The 18869-nt window shown below is 69.9% G+C and carries 9 protein-coding genes; 4 read left to right on the top strand and 5 right to left on the bottom strand.

What is annotated here, in order from left to right:
* Positions 1-13 precede the first annotated feature (13 nt).
* Both AC07C1_RS04815 and AC07C1_RS04810 read left to right on the top strand, forming a co-directional pair.
* Positions 14-2614: a hypothetical protein gene (locus AC07C1_RS04815; protein ID WP_478936923.1), complete on the top strand. Its 2601-nt coding sequence runs from the start codon at positions 14-16 to the stop codon at positions 2612-2614.
* Positions 2611-5700 carry a hypothetical protein gene (locus tag AC07C1_RS04810; protein ID WP_478936922.1) on the top strand — a complete coding sequence of 1030 codons (3090 nt, stop codon included), beginning with the start codon at positions 2611-2613 and terminating at the stop codon, positions 5698-5700. The genes AC07C1_RS04815 and AC07C1_RS04810 overlap by 4 nt, the downstream gene beginning before the upstream one ends.
* 181 nt (positions 5701-5881) lie before the next feature.
* Here AC07C1_RS04810 and AC07C1_RS04805 read toward each other — a convergent pair whose 3' ends face one another.
* The 4 genes from AC07C1_RS04805 to AC07C1_RS04790 all read right to left on the bottom strand — a co-directional run bounded on the left by AC07C1_RS04805 (position 5882) and on the right by AC07C1_RS04790 (position 9129).
* Complete coding sequence (locus AC07C1_RS04805) at positions 5882-6550, bottom strand: nucleotidyl transferase AbiEii/AbiGii toxin family protein (RefSeq protein WP_478936921.1); 669 nt, start codon at positions 6548-6550, stop codon at positions 5882-5884.
* A 5-nt stretch (positions 6551-6555) separates the two neighbouring features.
* Positions 6556-6948: a hypothetical protein gene (locus AC07C1_RS04800; protein ID WP_358641571.1), complete on the bottom strand. Its 393-nt coding sequence runs from the start codon at positions 6946-6948 to the stop codon at positions 6556-6558.
* Positions 6949-7337: 389 nt separating this feature from the next.
* Positions 7338-8867 carry a helix-turn-helix domain-containing protein gene (locus tag AC07C1_RS04795; protein ID WP_478936920.1) on the bottom strand — a complete coding sequence of 510 codons (1530 nt, stop codon included), beginning with the start codon at positions 8865-8867 and terminating at the stop codon, positions 7338-7340.
* A gap of 64 nt (positions 8868-8931) precedes the next feature.
* On the bottom strand, positions 8932-9129 hold the full coding sequence (locus AC07C1_RS04790) for a DUF4236 domain-containing protein (protein ID WP_478936919.1): 198 nt from the start codon (positions 9127-9129) through the stop codon (positions 8932-8934).
* A 284-nt stretch (positions 9130-9413) separates the two neighbouring features.
* On the opposite strand from AC07C1_RS04790, the gene AC07C1_RS04785 reads away from it, so the two are divergent.
* Positions 9414-12221, top strand: coding sequence for an aconitate hydratase (locus tag AC07C1_RS04785; RefSeq protein ID WP_478936917.1), 2808 nt, complete (start codon positions 9414-9416; stop codon positions 12219-12221).
* A gap of 263 nt (positions 12222-12484) precedes the next feature.
* On the opposite strand, the gene AC07C1_RS04780 is transcribed toward AC07C1_RS04785, so the two are convergent.
* On the bottom strand, positions 12485-15178 hold the full coding sequence (locus AC07C1_RS04780; protein ID WP_478936916.1) for a SpoIIE family protein phosphatase: 2694 nt from the start codon (positions 15176-15178) through the stop codon (positions 12485-12487).
* Positions 15179-15598: 420 nt separating this feature from the next.
* Here AC07C1_RS04780 and AC07C1_RS04775 point away from each other — a divergent pair, with 420 nt between their 5' ends.
* A complete protein-coding gene (locus AC07C1_RS04775; RefSeq protein WP_478936915.1) occupies positions 15599-18865 on the top strand; it encodes a GH92 family glycosyl hydrolase in 3267 nt (1088 codons plus the stop codon).
* Positions 18866-18869 lie beyond the last annotated feature (4 nt).

Genomic DNA, 18869 nt, shown 5'->3' with positions numbered 1-18869 from the left:
GGAGTACGCGTACATGCAGGACCGCTACCTCGTCATCGCGGGGCCGCCGTTGTCCCCGTCAAGCGTCTCGGCCGAACAGCTCGAAGGACTGGCCGCCGCGCTCAACGCCTTGGAACACCCGGCTGCCGCCGCGCTCAACGACCTCACGGTCGGCATGGTGGAACTAGCCTTCAACTCCTTGCCGCCGAAGAACCGGCAGAGGTTGCTCGGCAGCCTGGGCATCCGTATGGCGGCCCCTCGACGGGCGGGCAACGCCTTGTGCCGGGACGTTCTCGCCCGGCTTCGGCGCGAAGCCCGGCAGTACACCTGCACGTGCGGTATCAAAGACCTCACCATAACTGTGATGGACCAGATAGTCGCCTTCGTCCTCCCGCAGGACGGCAAGACCGTGTCCGACCCCGTTTCCCGGTGGGGTGCGACGCTGGTCCGGGCCACGCTGTTCGCTTGGTGCAACGCCTCCGTCGGCGACGCCCACCTCCTTGCCTGGGCGGCTGACCAGGACTGGTTCGCGGCAACTGCCGACGAGAAGGAGACCACGCGCCTCGCCGCCGTGGCCGATGAGGCCCGCTCCATCGCGGCGGCGTACCCAGATTTCTCCAGCGCAGCGGAGGAACCGGAGCGCTTGCCCACGGACGGCCGGAAGCACGAGCACAATGCGGTCGCCGACCAGCCGGTCTCGAACACCCCCGCCACGGGGACCGCCGCACCGGACCTCGGCATCTCGGACGATGTGGCCCCGACAACACCCGAAGAGGCCCGCACCGAGCCGGGGACCAACCCGGAGACGGTCTGTCGACAACTGGAGACGGCCCTCGCGCTGGCCCGGCAAGCCGCGGAGAACGTGACCGGTGCGGTCGCGGAGGGCCGTCCTCCTCATGAAGAGGATCTGGCCACGCTGGCCGCTCTCGTCGCCGTCTTTGACAGCGCCGACGCGGTGTTCTGTGCGGCGGGGATGGAGGGGGTACCCCGCCGTCTCGAGGACATGACGCATGCCGCACGCGCGCACCGGGCAGCACACGAGCGTGACCGCCAGGCTCGGGAGACGGCGCGGGAACTGCTGGACGTAGCATGCCGCCCGAACAGCTCCGCCGCGTTTGCCGCCGAGGCCGTGCGAGAAGCGGCCCGCGGACTGCTGGACGCACCGGTGTGGGATGAGACGCAACTGCAGGAGAGCGCTGCGCTCGACGCCTTGGCGCGGCTCATCCGGCTGGGGCGACAGGCAGATGCCGCGACGGAGATCCTGGCCCTGCAGGAACAGGTCGTGCGGGTGCTGCCCGCGTGTGCCATGGCGGCGGTCATGGCCCCTGAACTGACGCTGTCGCATCCTGAGGGAGTCTCCCGCGAACCCGTCGAGGCGAACAGCGCCGACGACGACATGGCGGGCGCCATCGAGTCTGCCGGGGGCGAGACCACTGGGGAGCACGGCGACGTACAGTCGGCCGAGCTGAGGGACGAGGGCCCGGCGATGGAGCCCGTCCACCACTCCACCGAGGACACCGCGCCCCGCCCCGTCTCCGTAACGCGAGCCTCTGCGCCCGACCTGACAACGGCCTTCAGCCCGCTCGACGTCGACGACGCACAGGCTGCGGCACCCCCTACCGACGCCACCGCACCACCCCTGGATTCGGGCGCGGGATCCCCGGCGGCGTCGGTCTCGGCGTCCGCACCCGCGCTCGCTCCCGCCGCACCGCACAACGAGGGCCCGCAGCCCCCGGAGACCGCTTCCACCCCCGCCACGGACGAGGACTCCGACGAGGCTGCGACCGAGCGGGCTCTGACGCGGCTCATCGTGGAACGGCGCTTTGGACTTGCCCACCATGTCGCGGGCGTCGCTGGCCATCCTGAGCCGCAGGTGGCGGCGCTCCGCCTCGCCGGTGCCGCTGGACTGCTCACCTCCGGTGACAGCCAGAGTGCCCGGCTGACCGCGGACCTGCTCCAGAAGTACGGTGCCTACGCGGGCCGTGACACGGAGGGTAGTGAACTCCTCCTGCTGCCTGCCCTGCTGCGTACGGCGCTGATCACCGGCGACCACCTGGCGGGTGCCCAGCTCAAGGCCCTGGTGCCCCGGCTGCCGGCACGGCTGGGGGAGGCGGCTGCCGCAGTAGCCGACCGTGCCCTCAGCGGAGCCCTGATGATCGCCTCCCCGCTGGTCATCGCCGACATCGCCGAGACGGAGACCCGGCTGCGGGAGCTGCATGAGCAGTGTTGTGCCCTGCTCGCGCCGCCGAGGCTGCGGTTCGCGCGGGCGACGGAGATCGCCAAGCGCTGGCTGGCCGACGACGGGCTGCTCGGATCGCTGCTCACGACCGTGATCCGCGACCACCGTGACGGGGTGGCGCAGACACGTGAGCAGGCCGAACGCCTGTCGAAACTGGCTGAGATCAGCAGCGAGATCGACCATATGGACCGCAAGCACCGCTCGTCCAGCGGCAAACCGCTCCAGGGGTCCGGGCGGCAGGACCTGGTGCATCTCGTGGAACGAGCGGTCGGCCTGGTCAAAGAGTGGTGTCTGGCGGTTGACGGCACCCGCCGCGGCGACCGTTCCGACGGCAACCGCGCGGCCAAGGAGAACTCGTCGCCGAGCTGCACCGCGCTCAGGCCGACGGCGCTGTGACCGACGACCAGGACCTGCGTCTGCAGGAGCTGCTGGCTGACGCCCGCGAGCGACTCGACGTCGCCGACACGCACAACCTGGTGGCCGTACGACGCGGACTCGACACCGTACGGAGCAGCCTGCCCGACTTCAGGCGGGAGGCGGCCGACCGGATCCGGGCCAGGCTCGACGTCCTGGACTCTACAGCGGACCAGCGGGCCCAGGTGCTGCGGCGCCTGGAGACGAACGACCTGGCCACCGCCGCCGACCTCGTCTACTTCTTGGAGATCGGCGAAGACGTCCCGGAGATTGAGAACGGTGAGTCGTATCTGGCCCAGTTCTTCCCGGCCGTGCCCGACGGCCTGCGCGGGGGCATCGACCGTGACCTCGTCGGACTCGTCCGGTCCTGCGGCACACACCCGACCATCCCGGTTCTGGACTACAGCGCGCTGTCCACCGACGAGGCCGCACTGGCGGCCGATGCCCTCGACGAGTGGCGGGTGATGGGTACCACCGAGCCGAAGGACCGGCTACACGTGGCTTATACGCGGCGGGTGCCGCCGCTCCTCAAACTTCTCGGCTACGACGCTAAGAGCGCCCGGCCGCTCGACGAGCGGTCTCAGCACCGGCGCGAGTACCGGCTCTTCGAAGCGACCGACGTGGCGATCAACGGCAGGGCGAAGGCGCCGGCGTTCGGCTCGCAAATCAGGGAGCAGGGCGGCAACCTGCGGGTGATGATGGTGTGGGGTCGGCCGCCCGCCAGGGTCGTCATGAGCTGGGCGGAGCGCGACACTAGCGGAACGGGTCTCCTCGTCGTCTACTTCGGCACGCTGAGCCGTGAGGCCCGCGTCGAACTCGCTGTCGGCTCAGGGCGGTTGTCGCAGCCGCTGCTGGTGGTGGACGACGCGGCCCTCGCCTATCTCGCGGCCCATGGCAACCGACAGGTCAGCACCGCCACGCAGATCCTGTTGCCGTTCTCCGGCGTCAACCCGTACATCAGGGAGAAGCGCGGCCGGATCGGCGGCGAGATGTTCTACGGCCGTGACGCCGAACGCAAGAGCATCCTCGACCCGCGTGGCACCCAGGTCATCTTCGGTGGACGGGGCCTCGGCAAGTCGGCCCTGCTCGCGGACGCCGGGGACAGGTTCATGGAGCAGCGCCCTGGCTACTACCAGACGGTGTACGTGAACCTCGACCACGAGAACATCGGAAAGGGCAGCTCGCTCGGGCCGGAGGCTCTGTGGAGCGTGCTGGACAGGAAGCTGACCGAGGCGCAGATCCTGGGCCGTCCCCAGGGCCGCAGGCCCGCAAAGGACATCTCCGAACGGGTGCGTGCGGGCATCCAGGCCTGGACCGAAGGAGACTCGCGTCGCCGTCTGCTGATCCTGTTGGATGAGTGCGACCAGTTCTTCGAGGCGGATGCCCCCCGTTTCAACCAGACCAAGAAGCTCAAGGGCCTCGGGGACGACACCAAGGACCGCGCCAAGGTCGTTTTCGCCGGCTTGCACTCCGTGCAGCGGTTCTCCAAGCTCGCGAGCAACGGGCCGTTCGGCCACCTCGCGCAGACCCCGAAGGTGATCGGCCCGCTTGCCCCCCAGTTCGCCGCCGAGCTGCTGGTCGAGCCGATGCGGGCGCTCGGCTTCGAGTTCCTGGACCTGGACCTCGTCAACCGGGTGCTCGGTTACTGCTCCTACCAGCCGTTCCTGCTCCAGATGTTCGGGCACCGGCTGGTCGAGGTGATGCACCGCAAGCGGGCGCGGCGCGGACCCGAGGGACCCAAGGAACCCCCGTACGCGGTGGAGCTCTCCGACATCGAGGTCGTGGAGTCGGACACCGGCCTCAGGGACAGCATCTCGGCCGCCTTCAAGGACACGCTGAGCCTCGACCACCGCTACGACGTGATCGCCAACGTGCTGGCGTACCACGCCCGCCACCGTGGCCTGGAGGTGCGACTGAGCGACACCGAACTGCGTGAGGAGTGCGAGACGTACTGGCGCAAAGGCTTCGAGCAGCTCGACACCGAGGGCTTCCGCGCCTACCTCTCCGAGATGGTCGGCCTCGGCATCCTTGCCCCGAACCACGACGGTCTGGGCTGGCATCTGCGCGGCCCCAGCGCCCTGCGCATGATCGGCAGCTCCCACGAGGTGGAAGCCCGTCTGCTCAGGGCCGAGCAGGACTGCGACCTCCAGGAGAGCATCGTGCAGGAGGGCCGTCCGGAACTGCCCGACGGTCGACCGGCACCGCTCACCATCACCCAGCTCGACGACCTACTCGGCGAGCGGTCCAACCAGACGAGGGTCGTTCTCGGCACCTCCGCGACCGGTGTCACCGACGTCGGCGACACCCTGCGGACGATCGCCGGACGCATCGCCGACTGGACGTTGCCACCCGTCGGCAAGCTCAGTGTCTACAAGCACGAGCTCGTGGGCGGAGTGCCGCGTGAACGGCGCGTCATCATCAGTGACTTCGCCCGCTACCCCGCGCGGCCCGAGGCTTGCCGGGAGTCCGTCGACCTGGCCGAGACGCAGCTGCCCGCCACTCCCGGGGTGACCCGCGCGGTTGTCCTTGTCACCGACATCACCCAACTGGGCCTGTGGCGCACCCTACTGACAGGCGACGAACCCATCTCGGCGGCCCCCGTGGTGCTGCGCCGCCATGATCGCCGCAGCCTGTACAGCTGGGCCCAGCGCGTCGAGATGTTCCACACTGAGGACCGCCTGGACCGGCTCCACGAACTGACCGGCGGCTGGCCTCTCTTGGTCGACCGGGCCCACCGTCTGCACAACGAACTGAACGACCCCGATGAGGCGCTGCGCCGCCTCGCCGACCTGCGCACGGACCGGGCCGAGGCCCGTGCGTTCGCTGAGGCGACCGGAGTGTACGCGGACCCGCTCCTCACAACCGGGTACCGGGCGCTCGATGACGAGTTCAAAGACGGTTCGTTCGACTTGGAGAATGCGGTGACTGCCGTGGCGGTGCGGATCGAGGACGAGGACGAGGCCCATTGGATCGTCACCTGCCTCGAAACCCTCCAGGTGTTTGACCGCGAGGACACCCAACTGCGCCTGGAACCGCTGTTGCGCCAGTGCGCCGAACTCCGGGTGTGACAGTTGTGACACCGCCGGCCGCCCGCATGTCCGGGCGGCCGGTCGTCTTTCACAATCACCCAACCGGTAGCCAACCGGACACGGCGAGGCTGTGGGAGAAGCCGGCGACTGACAGCTTTCCTATCTGCTCATTTCGTGACACTTGCTCTGATCACCTGCAGATGTGATCTCATCCACGTGCTCAAGAGGTGTCCGGATCATCGGACTCTTCGAGGAGGCGGATTGCGAGGTCGTCGGCCCACTCCACGGCCCAGGCGCGGAGAGCAGTGATGGCCGCGTCATCGAGCCCATAGGCGGCGAAGGCTTCATCGTCGGTCCACTCGGCGCCTGTGAGGTTCGCTTGCAGGTCCTCGAGCTCGAAGCGGCCGCGGGCGTGGCGGCGGCCGAACTCCTCGAGCTCGGTATTGGTCCAGCGGTGGGAGGCTGCGAACACGTCGATCAGGTCGCGGGGCGCTCCGCGGTCGGCGAGGGCGCGGACCTTGGTCCCGATCACGTCCTCCTCCGCGAGGACGGGCCCGTACGGGCTCTGGGCGACCGGCCGCCAGAAGATCTCCTTGAGGATGTCGACTTCGCATTCCTGCCCGGTGGCCGGGTCGGACACGGTGAAGCGGGCGGACAGCGGGGCGGTCTCCAGCGCGTGCACCTTCCAGCCGCGGGCTTCCAGGCCGGCGCGGAGCGTGGCGGCGATGTCGGCCATGGGCGCCGGGTTCTCGGTGGCGACGTCGAGGTCCTGGCTGGGGCGGTTCACGAGACGGTGTGCCCGCACGGCGTATCCACCGGTGAGAACCAGTGGATACGGGGAACCGAGCGCGATCACATCCGCTAGGAGCCGCGTGTGCAGCTCCGGCATGTCCGTCACGCAGCCGCCCGGGTGCGGGAGGCGAGCTGGGGGAAGGCGTCTTCCCACACGGTCCGCACGGTACGACCGACGAGGGTGCGCAGCACCGGCCACAGGTCGAGGAGCAGATCCCGGTTGAGGTAGCGGGGCAGATCGTCGTGCAGGCCCTCGTGCAGAACGGTGCGGTACAGGCCCATACGCTGGCGCGGCTTGTCCAAGTCGTATGAGGTCATCCCGGACCAGGCCATGTGCAGCGGAAGTTCCACGACACCGTTGGCCGGCCCGTGCAGCTCGTCCAGCGACTCCGGTAGACGGCGGCGGAACTTCTCCCGGTACCGCGCGAGGTCCTCGGCGTCCGCGCCCGAGACGTTCCTCGGGGCGGGTGCGGGGTGCTGTGGGCTGGAGGGCATGACTCCATATTATGGCGGCCGGAGACGTTGCGAGGGTCATGATCCGCGAGCTGGCGTCCGGAGCGGATGGGGGGCGGATCCCCGGGCGAGCTGGTTGCCGCAATCTGCTCAGCCCTGAGCAGGACGGACTCTTGGCCTTGACGCTCGCTCGACGCTCTGCGCGTCTGCACGAGGGACGATAAGCCGAGAAACCGAGTCTGACCAGGGATTTTCTGGGAGCCGTCCAGGTCGACATCCTTCCGATGACGGATCACGTGACGTGCATGTCACTCAAAGACTCCCCGCCCGGCCAGAAGTCCCAGAAAATTCCCAGAGGCTCCTACGAGTTCCCTCCTGCCTCGTATTTGCGCAGGTCAGGAGGGGTTTTACGCTGCTTTTTCCCAGAGCCTTCAGATGTCCCGGAAGATCTCGATCTGCGCCCCGATGGAGTTCAGGCGCTCGGCGAGGTCCTCGTAACCCCGGTTGATGACGTACACGTTGCGCAGTACGGACGTGCCCTCGGCCGCCATCATCGCCAGCAGGACGACCACGGCGGGGCGCAGGGCCGGTGGGCACATCATCTCGGCGGCGCGCCAGCGGGTCGGGCCCTCGACCAGCACCCGGTGCGGGTCCAGGAGTTGCAGGCGGCCGCCGAGGCGGTTGAGGTCGGTCAGGTAGATCGCGCGGTTGTCGTAGACCCAGTCGTGGATGAGGGTCTGGCCCGAGGCGACCGCCGCGATGGCCGCGAAGAACGGGACGTTGTCGATGTTCAGGCCCGGGAAGGGCATCGGGTGGATCTTGTCGATCGGGGCCTCGAGCTTGGAGGGGCGGACCGTGAGGTCGACCAGGCGCGTGCGGCCGTTGTCCGCGCAGTACTCGGGGCTGCGGTCGTGGTCGAGCCCCATCTCCTCCAGGACGGCCAGCTCGATCTCCAGGAACTCGATCGGCACCCGGCGCACCGTCAGTTCGGACTCGGTCACCACGGCGGCGGCCAGCAGGCTCATCGCCTCGACCGGGTCCTCGGAGGGGGAGTAGTCGACGTCGACGTCGATGTTCGGCACGCCGTGCACGGTCAGCGTGGTGGTGCCGATGCCCTGCACCTTGACGCCGAGCGCCTCCAGGAAGAAGCACAGGTCCTGGACCATGTAGTTGGAGGAGGCGTTGCGGATGACCGTCACACCGTCATGGCGGGCCGCCGCCAGCAGCGCGTTCTCCGTCACCGTGTCGCCGCGCTCGGTCAGCACGATCGGGCGGTCGGGGCGCACCGTGCGGTCCACCTGCGCGTGGTACTGGCCCTCGGTGGCAGCGACGTCCAGACCGAACCGGCGCAGCGCGATCATGTGCGGTTCGATGGTCCGCGTGCCCAGGTCGCAGCCGCCGGCGTACGGCAGCTTGAAGTGGTCCATGCGGTGCAGCAGCGGGCCGAGGAACATGATGATGGAGCGGGTCCGTACGGCCGCGTCCGCGTCGATCGCCGTCATCTCCAGCTCGGCGGGCGGGACCAGCTCCAGGTCCACGCCGTCGTTGATCCAGCGGGTGCGCACGCCGATGGAGTTCAGTACCTCCAGAAGGCGGTACACCTCCTCGATCCGCGCGACCCGGCGCAGCACCGTACGACCCTTGTTCAGCAGCGAGGCGCACAGCAGGGCCACACAGGCGTTCTTGCTGGTCTTCACGTCGATGGCGCCGGACAGCCGGCGACCGCCGACCACGCGCAGATGCATCGGACCCGCATAGCCCAGCGACACGATCTCGCTGTCCAGGGCCTCACCGATTCGGGCGATCATCTCAAGGCTGATGTTCTGGTTCCCGCGCTCGATGCGATTGACGGCGCTCTGGCTGGTGCCGAGCGCCTCCGCGAGTTGCGCCTGTGTCCAGCCACGGTGTTGCCGGGCGTCACGGATGAGCTTGCCGATGCGTACGAGGTAGTCGTCTGACATGAGGTTGAGGTTATCTCAGATATGAGATGGCGCCTCTTGGGGGGTCCATTCGGGTGATGGTCCGTCAATGGTCCCTGCTCGTACGGGTTCGACGCCACCCGAAAGGTCCGGGCAAATCAACCGAAGTCGTACGACGGCCGGTGCTGCTGTGGGTGTGTCGCGGGCCATGCCTGCCGCCTGTCGTGATGGACCAGGAGTGCCGGTTGATGTTCAGCCGTACCCCGGGCAGGATCCGGAAGCTCTTGCGGAACGTGAGCGCCATGGCGTCTCCCTTCGCCTGGATTCGAGCGGATGCCGCTCCGTTCGGTTACCCGCGCTGCGCGCGCTGATGGGTGTCGTGTGAGCCATGCCACCGAACTCCGGCGTGGCAGAGGCTGTCCGGACATGACCAGTCGGCGGCCATGTACTAGAGTTATCTCGATATCGAGATAACTGCCTGGGTGCACCGCAGCCGCCATCCGAGTAAGGGTTACCTAACTTAGCCTTACCTCAACGGAACGGCCAAGCCGGCGTGGCGGCACGATTGACGGTGGTACGCGCACATCAATGAAGGAGACTGTCGTGTCGGCGAACAGCTTCGACGCCCGCAGCACGCTGCAGGTGGGCGACGAGTCGTACGAGATCTTCCGGCTGGACAAGGTGGAGGGCTCGGCCCGCCTGCCGTACAGCCTCAAGGTCCTGCTGGAGAACCTGCTCCGCACGGAGGACGGCGCGAACATCACCGCCGACCACATCCGCGCCCTGGGCGGCTGGGACTCGCAGGCCCAGCCCAGCCAGGAGATCCAGTTCACGCCGGCCCGCGTGATCATGCAGGACTTCACCGGCGTTCCCTGTGTCGTGGACCTCGCGACCATGCGTGAGGCCGTCAAGGAGCTGGGCGGCGACCCGGCGAAGATCAACCCGCTGGCGCCGGCCGAGCTGGTCATCGACCACTCCGTCATCGCCGACAAGTTCGGCACGAACGACGCCTTCAAGCAGAACGTCGAGCTGGAGTACGGCCGCAACAAGGAGCGCTACCAGTTCCTGCGCTGGGGCCAGACCGCCTTCGACGAGTTCAAGGTCGTCCCGCCGGGCACCGGCATCGTCCACCAGGTGAACATCGAGCACCTGGCCCGCGTCGTCATGGTCCGTGACGGCAAGGCCTACCCGGACACCCTGGTCGGCACCGACTCGCACACCACCATGGTTAACGGCCTCGGCGTCCTCGGCTGGGGCGTCGGCGGCATCGAGGCCGAGGCCGCCATGCTCGGCCAGCCGGTCTCCATGCTCATCCCGCGCGTCGTCGGCTTCAAGCTGACCGGCGAGCTGCCCGCCGGCACCACCGCCACCGACCTCGTGCTCACCATCACCGAGATGCTCCGCAAGCACGGTGTGGTCGGCAAGTTCGTCGAGTTCTACGGCGAGGGCGTCGCCGCCACCTCGCTGGCCAACCGCGCCACCATCGGCAACATGTCGCCGGAGTTCGGCTCCACCGCCGCGATCTTCCCGATCGACGACGAGACCCTGAAGTACCTGCGCCTGACCGGCCGCTCCGAGCAGCAGGTCGCGCTGGTCGAGGCCTACGCCAAGCAGCAGGGCCTCTGGCTGGACCCGAAGGCCGAGCCGGACTTCTCCGAGAAGCTCGAGCTGGACCTGTCGACGGTCGTCCCGTCGATCGCCGGCCCGAAGCGCCCGCAGGACCGCATCGTGCTCGCCGAGGCCGCCCAGCAGTTCGCCAAGGACGTCCTCAACTACGTCGAGGCCCCCGTCGCGCAGACGCCGACCGCCGCCTCCCCGGTCGACGAGGCGAGCGACGAGTCGTTCCCGGCCTCCGACGCCCCGGCCTACGGTCACCAGGAGAACGGCGCCGGCGCCCCGCAGCACGGCCAGGGCACCGGTGCCGTCCCGTCCAACCCGGTCCGGGTCACCGCCCCCGACGGCACGACCTACGAGCTGGACCACGGTGCGGTGACGGTCGCGGCCATCACCTCCTGCACCAACACCTCCAACCCGTACGTCATGATCGGCGCCGCCCTGGTCGCCAAGAAGGCGGTCGAGAAGGGCCTCACCCGCAAGCCGTGGGTCAAGACCACCCTCGCCCCGGGTTCGAAGGTCGTCACCGACTACTTCGAGAAGGCGGGCCTGACCCCGTACCTCGACAAGGTGGGCTTCAACCTCGTCGGCTACGGCTGCACCACCTGCATCGGCAACTCCGGCCCGCTGCCGGAGGAGGTCTCCAAGGCCGTCAACGACCACGACCTCGCCGTCACCTCGGTCCTCTCCGGCAACCGCAACTTCGAGGGCCGGATCAACCCCGACGTCAAGATGAACTACCTGGCCTCCCCGCCGCTGGTCGTCGCGTACGCCATCGCGGGCTCCATGAAGGTGGACATCACCCGTGACGCCCTGGGCACCGACCAGGACGGCAACCCGGTCTACCTGAAGGACATCTGGCCCTCCGAGGCCGAGGTCAACGAGGTCGTCGCCAGCGCCATCGGCGAGGACATGTTCAACAAGTCCTACCAGGACGTCTTCGCGGGCGACGCCCAGTGGCAGGCGCTGCCGATCCCGACCGGCAACACCTTCGAGTGGGACCCGGAGTCCACCTACGTCCGCAAGCCCCCGTACTTCGAGGGCATGGCGATGGAGACCACCCCGGTCACCGACATCGCCGGTGCCCGGGTGCTCGCCAAGCTGGGCGACTCGGTCACCACCGACCACATCTCCCCGGCCGGTGCCATCAAGGCCGACACCCCGGCCGGCAAGTACCTCACCGAGCACGGTGTGGAGCGTCGTGACTTCAACAGCTACGGCTCGCGCCGTGGCAACCACGAGGTCATGATCCGCGGTACGTTCGCCAACATCCGCCTGCGCAACCAGATCGCGCCGGGCACCGAGGGCGGCTACACCCGCGACTTCACGCAGGCCGACGCGCCCGTCTCCTTCATCTACGACGCCTCGCAGAACTACCAGGCCGCCGGCATCCCGCTGGTCGTCCTGGCCGGCAAGGAGTACGGCTCCGGCTCGTCCCGCGACTGGGCGGCCAAGGGCACCGCGCTCCTCGGCGTCAAGGCCGTCATCGCCGAGTCGTACGAGCGCATCCACCGCTCGAACCTCATCGGCATGGGCGTCCTGCCGCTGCAGTTCCCGGAGGGCCAGTCGGCGGCCTCCCTCGGCCTGACCGGCGAGGAGACCTTCTCCATCTCCGGCGTCACCGAGCTGAACGACGGCACCACCCCGCGCACGGTCAAGGTCACCACCGACACCGGTGTCGAGTTCGACGCGGTGGTCCGCATCGACACCCCCGGTGAGGCCGACTACTACCGCAACGGCGGCATCATGCAGTACGTGCTGCGCAGCCTCATCCGCAAGTAAGCGACAGCGGACGGCAGCAGAGGGCCGCATCCCCGGCGACGGGGGTGCGGCCCTCCGCCGTGCGCGCCCCAGGTCATCCGGCCCTCAGCCGGAACACAGGCTTCCCCCAGCGGAGCGGCACAGACCTGAGTCCTCACCCCCCGGTTCGGGCCCGCTCGGGAGGCCCCGTCTGAGTCCTCAGTCGTCCCCGGCCCCAGGCCCGCTCGCAGCTCCGCCTGAACCCCGTTCCCCGCCTCTGGGCCACCGCAGCCCCGCCTGACCCCTCACTCCCCGAGCAGCGCCGTGAGGTCCGGCACTGCCAGCTCGGCCCAGATCACCTTGCCGTGCGGCGTGTACCGGGTGCCCCAGCGCTCGGTCAGCTGCGAGACCAGGAACAGGCCCCGGCCTCCCTCGTCGGTCGTCGCGGCGTACCGCAGATGCGGCGAGGTGCTGCTGCCGTCGGCCACCTCGCAGATCAGCGTGCGGTCATGGATCAGCCGCACATGGATCGGATCGGAGCCGTAGCGGATGGCGTTGGTGATCAGCTCGCTCAGCACGAGTTCCATCCCGAAGCCCAGCTCCGACAGGCCCCACTCCGCGAGCTTCTCGGACACGGCGAGGCGCATCCCGGACACGGCTGCCGGGTCGCGGGGCACGTCCCAGTCGGCGACGTTCTCCGCCGGGAGCGCCCGGGTGCGCGCGATGAGCAGGGCGACATCGTCCTTGGGGTGCTCGGGCAGCAACTCGTCCAGGACCGCCTGGCAGCTCCCCTCCGGCGGCCGGCCGGGGTGCCCCGCCAGCGCCCGGCGCAGCAGCTCCATCCCCTCGTCCAGGTCACGCGTGCGGTCCTCGATGAGGCCGTCGGTGTACAGGACGAGCTGACTGCCCTCGGCCAGCTCCAGCTCGGCCGTCTGGAACGGCAGGCCGCCGAGGCCCAGCGGCGGCCCGGCCGGCACGTCGGGGAAGACGACGGTGCCGTCCGGCGAGACCAGCGCGGGCGCCAGGTGCCCGGCTCGGGCCATGGTGCAGCGGCGCGTCACGGGGTCGTAGATCGCGTACAGGCAGGTGGCGCCCACGATCTCCCCGGCCGTCTCCGGGCAGGCCTCGTTCTGGTCGATGCGGCTGACCAGCTCGTCCAGGTGGCTGAGCAGCTCGTCGGGCGGCAGGTCGAGCGTGGAGAAGTTGTGCACCGCGGTACGCAGCCGGCCCATCGTCGCCGCGGCGTGCAGGCCATGTCCGACCACGTCGCCGACGGCCAGCGCCACCCGGCTGCCCGGCAGCGGGATGACATCGAACCAGTCGCCGCTCACGCCCGACTGGGCGGGCAGGTAGCGGTAGCCGACATCGAGGGCGCTCTGCTCGGGCAGGGCCCGCGGCAGCAGGCTGCGCTGGAGGGTGACCGCCACGGCGTGCTCGCGGGTGTACCGGCGGGCGTTGTCGATGCTGACCGCGGCACGGGCCACCAGCTCCTCCGCCAGGGACAGCTCCTCCTCGTCGAAGGGCTCCCGTTTGGAGCGCCAGAAGTTCGCCATGCCGAGCACGACACCACGGGCCCGGATCGGGGCGGCGACGAGCGAGTGGATGCCGTACTCGAGGATCTGCCGGGCCCGTTCCGGGTCCTGTGCCTGCCAGCCCTCCGCGTCCGACAGGTCGGTCACCAGCTCGGAGCGGCCGGAGCCGTAGCCGCGTGCCTGCGGCGTGGACGGCAGGAAGTCGATCAGCCGGCCCTGTTCGTACAGCGGATGGTCGTCCTGGATGCCGCTGACGGCGACACGCCGCATGTCGGTCGCGGTGGGAGCCGGCTCCTCGCCGTGCAGCACGGCGTCGGCCAGGTCCACGGTGACGAAGTCGGCGAACCGGGGGACGGCGACCTGCGCCAGCTCGTCGGCCGTGCGGACCACGTCGAGGGTGGTGCCGATGCCCAGGCCCGCGTCGTACAGCAGCTCCAGCCGCTCGCGTGTGACCTCCGCCCGGCCGGACACCGCCCGGAGCTCGGTGGAGTCCCGGAGCGTCACCACGGTGCCCCTGGGGCCTCCCGCGCGGTCCATGGGCCGCTGGTTGACCGCCAGCAGGCGTCCTCCGGCGAAGAGCACCTCGTCGCTGGCCTCCCGCCCGGACCGGAGCAGCTCCGCCGTCGCCGGGTCGAGGCCCGGCAGGTCCCGCACATAGCACCCCTCGGCCTGGCCGGGCAGCTCCAGCAGGCGCTTGGCCTCGTCGTTGGCGAGCAGCAGCCGCCCGTCCTCACCGACGATGAGGACACCCTCCCGCACCGAGTGCAGCACCGTGTCATGGTGCTCGTACATGCGGGTCATCTCGTCCGGAGCCAGGCTGTGGGTCTGCCGTCGCAGCCTTCTGCCGACCAGCGCGGTACCGCCGGTCGACACCACGAGCGCTCCGGCACCGGCGGCCAGGATGATCGGCAGCTGCCGGTCCACCTGGCTGGTCACGTTGCGCACCTTCAGCCCGGCGGAGACGAGGGCGACGACGTGGCCGTGGGCGTCGTCGATGGGGACGGTCGCCTGTACCTCGTGGCCGAGCGGGCCGTGGACGCTTTCCGTGTAGACCTTCCCGGCCAGCGACGGCCCGATGGTGCCCACGAACCGCTTTCCTATCTTGCTCGGGATGGGGTGGGTGTAGCGGATGCCCTTGGTGTCCATGACCACGATGAAGTCGACGCCCGCGGACTTGCGTCCCGCCTCGGTGAGCGGCTGGAGCCGCTTCGACGGGTCGCGGGTGTGCAGTGCCTGCACGACGCCGGGGGAGTGCGCGAAGGTCTGCGCCACGGCTATGGAACGGCGCCTGGCCTCCGTGCTGCTGTCCCGTTCCGACTGCAGGACGAGAGCGATGACGCCGCAGGCCACGAGCAGGACCACCAGCGCCACCTGAAGGAGGAAGACCTGCCCGGCGACGCTGCGAGGGCTCCTGCCGAACACGGCACGCCATGACGTAATCCTGAATCGGGCAAATCGGTCCGACATGCGGCATTTGTAGCACTGGTGGATGCCCGTGACTATGCCGGTCCAGGAGTTGGACGCATATTTTGGCGCTGCATATGCCTCAGGAGTCACTCTGGCCACAGGAGTCACGCCTGCAACGGACGGGGCCGGGGGTCGGGGGTTGCGCTCGGGGCGGATGCGGTGGAAGGCCCCGAGGGCGGGAACGGAGTGGCTTGTGTGACCGGTGGTGCGCGACAACGTTGTCTTATGGTCTGTACATGACTTTACCGCCTCAACCGACAACGATGTCAACCCACTTGCGGTAGGCCGGGCGGGTGATCCCGGCCGTGCGCCTGCGCGGGCGTACGCGGTCTTCCGTGGTACCGGCGGCGCACGCTACTGTCCCTGCGGCTTGTGCGACCGGTGGTGCGCGACCCGTCCATAAGGAGGAAGGGCCGCGCCATGCGCTTTCGACCCATGTCCCTGCTGCTGGCCGCTCTGCTCGCGACCGGCGGCGCCGCTCCCGCCCTCGCGGCGACCGCCGCTCCCCCCGACCTCGTCGAGGACCCCACGCCCTACGTCGATCCGCTGATCGGCACCAAGAACGGCGGCGACGTCTTTCCGGGCGCCGTCGTGCCGTTCGGCATGCTCTCCTGGAGCCCGGAGAACACCCGCGGTGACGCCACGAGAACCGCCGCACCCGGCGGTTACCAGTACGACACCACGCGCATCCGCGGCTTCAGCCTCACCCACATGTCCGGCACCGGCTGCGCGGGAGGCGGCGGCGACATCCCCTTCTTCCCGTACGCCGGCGAGGTCACCTCCTCCCCGGCGAGCGACACCAAGGACGCCGTCTACGCCTCGGACTTCACCCACACCGACGAGACCGCCGAACCCGGCCACTACAAGGTGGGCCTCGCCTCCGGTGTCACCGCCGACCTCACGGCCACCACGCGCACCGGCTCGGCGCGCTTCACCTTCCCCACTGGCAAGCCCGCCTCCCTGCTGGTGCGCACCGCCAACTCGGAGGTCGGCTCGGAGGACTCCACGGTCACGATCGACCCGGACGCCCGGACGATCTCCGGCTCCGTCACCTCCGGGAACTTCTGCGGGTACCTCGATCCCGAGGGCCGGCGGGCCTACTACACCCTGTACTTCACCGCCCGCTTCGACCGCGCCTTCCAGGCCACCGGAACCTGGCGGGACGACCGTCTCGACCCGGGCTCCACGGAGGCGTCCGGTGGCACCGGCGGCTTCTCCCAGGGCGGGCGGCCCGTCGCCGGCAGGGGCGCGGGCGGTTACGTGGAGTTCGCGCCCGGCGCCGGTCCGGTGAACGTCAAGGTCGGCGTCTCCTACGTCAGCCGGGAGGCCGCCGAGGCGAACCTCGCCGCCGAGAACCCGCCGGGCCGCTCCTTCGACGCCGTCAGGCAGGCGGCGCGCCGGGCCTGGCGCGAGCGGCTCGGCGCCGTCCGGGTCGGCGGTGGCACGGACGCCGAGCGCACCACCTTCTACACCGCGCTGTACCACTCGCTGCTGCATCCGAACGTCATCAGCGATGCCGACGGCCGATACCGCGGAGCCGACGGCCGGCCGCACACCGTGGACCGCCGGCAGCACGCGCAGTACGGCACCTTCTCCGGCTGGGACGTCTACCGCGACCAGGTGCAGCTCCTGACCCTCCTCGACCCGCGCACCGGTTCCGACATCGCCCAGTCGCTCTACGAACTCGCCCGGCAGAACGGCGGGACCTGGGACCGCTGGCTGCACGGCGCGAGCGGCACCCACGTCATGAACGGCGACCCCGCACCGACCGCCCTGGCCGGCATCCGCGCCTTCGGCGGCACCGGATTCGACCTCGAGGGCGCCCTGCAGTCGCTGGTCGAGGCGGCGACCGTACCCACCCGGCAGGACCTGTCGGCGGCGGGCAAGCCGGTGCTGTCGGTGGGGCAGCGCCCCTCGCTCGACAAGTACCTGAAGCTGCACTACATGCCGAGCGTGTCCAACGCCTGGGGCGGCGCCGCCGAGACCCTGGAGATGTCCACGGCGGACTTCGCGATCTCCCAACTCGCGCGGGTGGCGGGGGAGAAGGGCACCGCGGCCGCCTTCGCCCGCCGGGCCCAGTGGTGGCAGAACAACTTGGACATCGCGGCCGATCCGAGCGGCGGATACATGGCGAACCGCAAGGCCGACGGCAGCTGGGTCACAGGCTTCACCCCCGGCACCGGCAACGGCTTCGTCGAGGGCACGGCCGCCCAGTACACCTGGATGGTCCCGCACGATCCGGCGGGCCTGTTCGCCGCGCTGGGCGGCCGGGACAAGGCCCTCGCCCGGCTGGACGACTTCTTCCACACCGCCGACGGCGGCTGGGCCTTCACCGGCAACGGCGGCACCAAGTCCGAGCTGGACAACGAGCCGTCGATCAACGTGCCCTACCTGTACGCCTACGCGGGCGCCCCGTACAAGACGCAGGAGACCGTCCGCGCGGCGATGCGGCAGCTGTGGTCCCCCCAGCCCGGCGGCATCCCCGGCAACGACGACCTCGGCGCGATGTCGTCCTGGTACGTCTTCTCGGCGCTCGGCATGTACCCGCAGGTGCCCTCCCGAGCCGAACTGGTCCTCGCGTCCCCGCTGTTCGAGCGCGTCGAGATCCACCGGCCGCGGGGCAACGACATCTCCATCCGCGCGTCCGGAGCCGCGGCCGACGCGCCCTACGTCCGGTCCCTCGAGGTCGACGGCCGCTCCAGCGACCGGCCGTGGCTGCCCGCCTCCTTCGTCCGGGACGGCGGCCGCCTCGACTACACCCTGTCCGCCACCCCCGACCGCGGCTGGGGCGCGGGCAGCCCACCGCCGTCCTTCCGGGAAGGCGAGCAGCCGTACCAGATCGGTGTCGGCCCGACCGCCGCCACGCTCGCACCCGGTGACAGCACGAGGATCGGCATCCGCGCGCTGTCGCTGAACGGCGGCACCGGCCCCGAGGTGCGCTTCCGGGTGCGGACCCCGGCCGGCATCACGGCCACGCCCGCCGAGGGCACGGTGACCGACGGCGCCCGGGAGATCACCCTCACGGCCGCGCGGGACACCGCGCAGGGCTTCGCCGACGTCGAGGTCACGGTGACCTCGGGCGACACCTCGTACCAGCAGCCCGTCGCCCTGACCGTGGCCGCCCCGGGCACCCTCCTCGCCGCCTACGACAACACCGGTGTCTCCGACGACGAGGGCGAGCACGACGAGGCCGACTTCGACGGCGGCGGCTGGAGCTACTCCCGCCAGGCCCTCGCCGCGGCCGGCCTGACCCCGGGCGGGCGCGGCACGGTCGACGGCCTCGCCTTCACCTGGCCGGACTCGCCCTCCGGACGCCCGGACAACGTCTCGGCGACCGGTCAGACGATCGAACTGCCCACGCCCGCGGGCACGTTGTCCTTCGTGGGCAGCGCGGTCAACGGCAACCAGCGGGCCGAGGCGGCCGTCACCTACACCGACGGCACGACCGGCACCGTCGATCTCTCCTTCACCGACTGGACCGTCGGCGGCGGAGGGGGCACCGTCCAGTACGGCAACGAGGTCGTGGCCAAGACCGCGTACCGCAATGTCGCCGGCGCCGACAAGGACCCGGTGGCGACGTACCTCTTCGCCACCAAGCCCTTCGCGGCGCCCGCCGGCAAGGCGATCAGGAGCGTCCGGCTCCCGGACAACGCGGACCTGCACGTGTTCACGCTGGCCACCGGCTGAGCAC

The sequence above is a fragment of the Streptomyces sp. NPDC045022 genome, from assembly GCF_056432605.1.
Note: the sequence above shows the minus strand (reverse complement) of the source record. Positions and strands in the feature narration are given on the sequence as shown.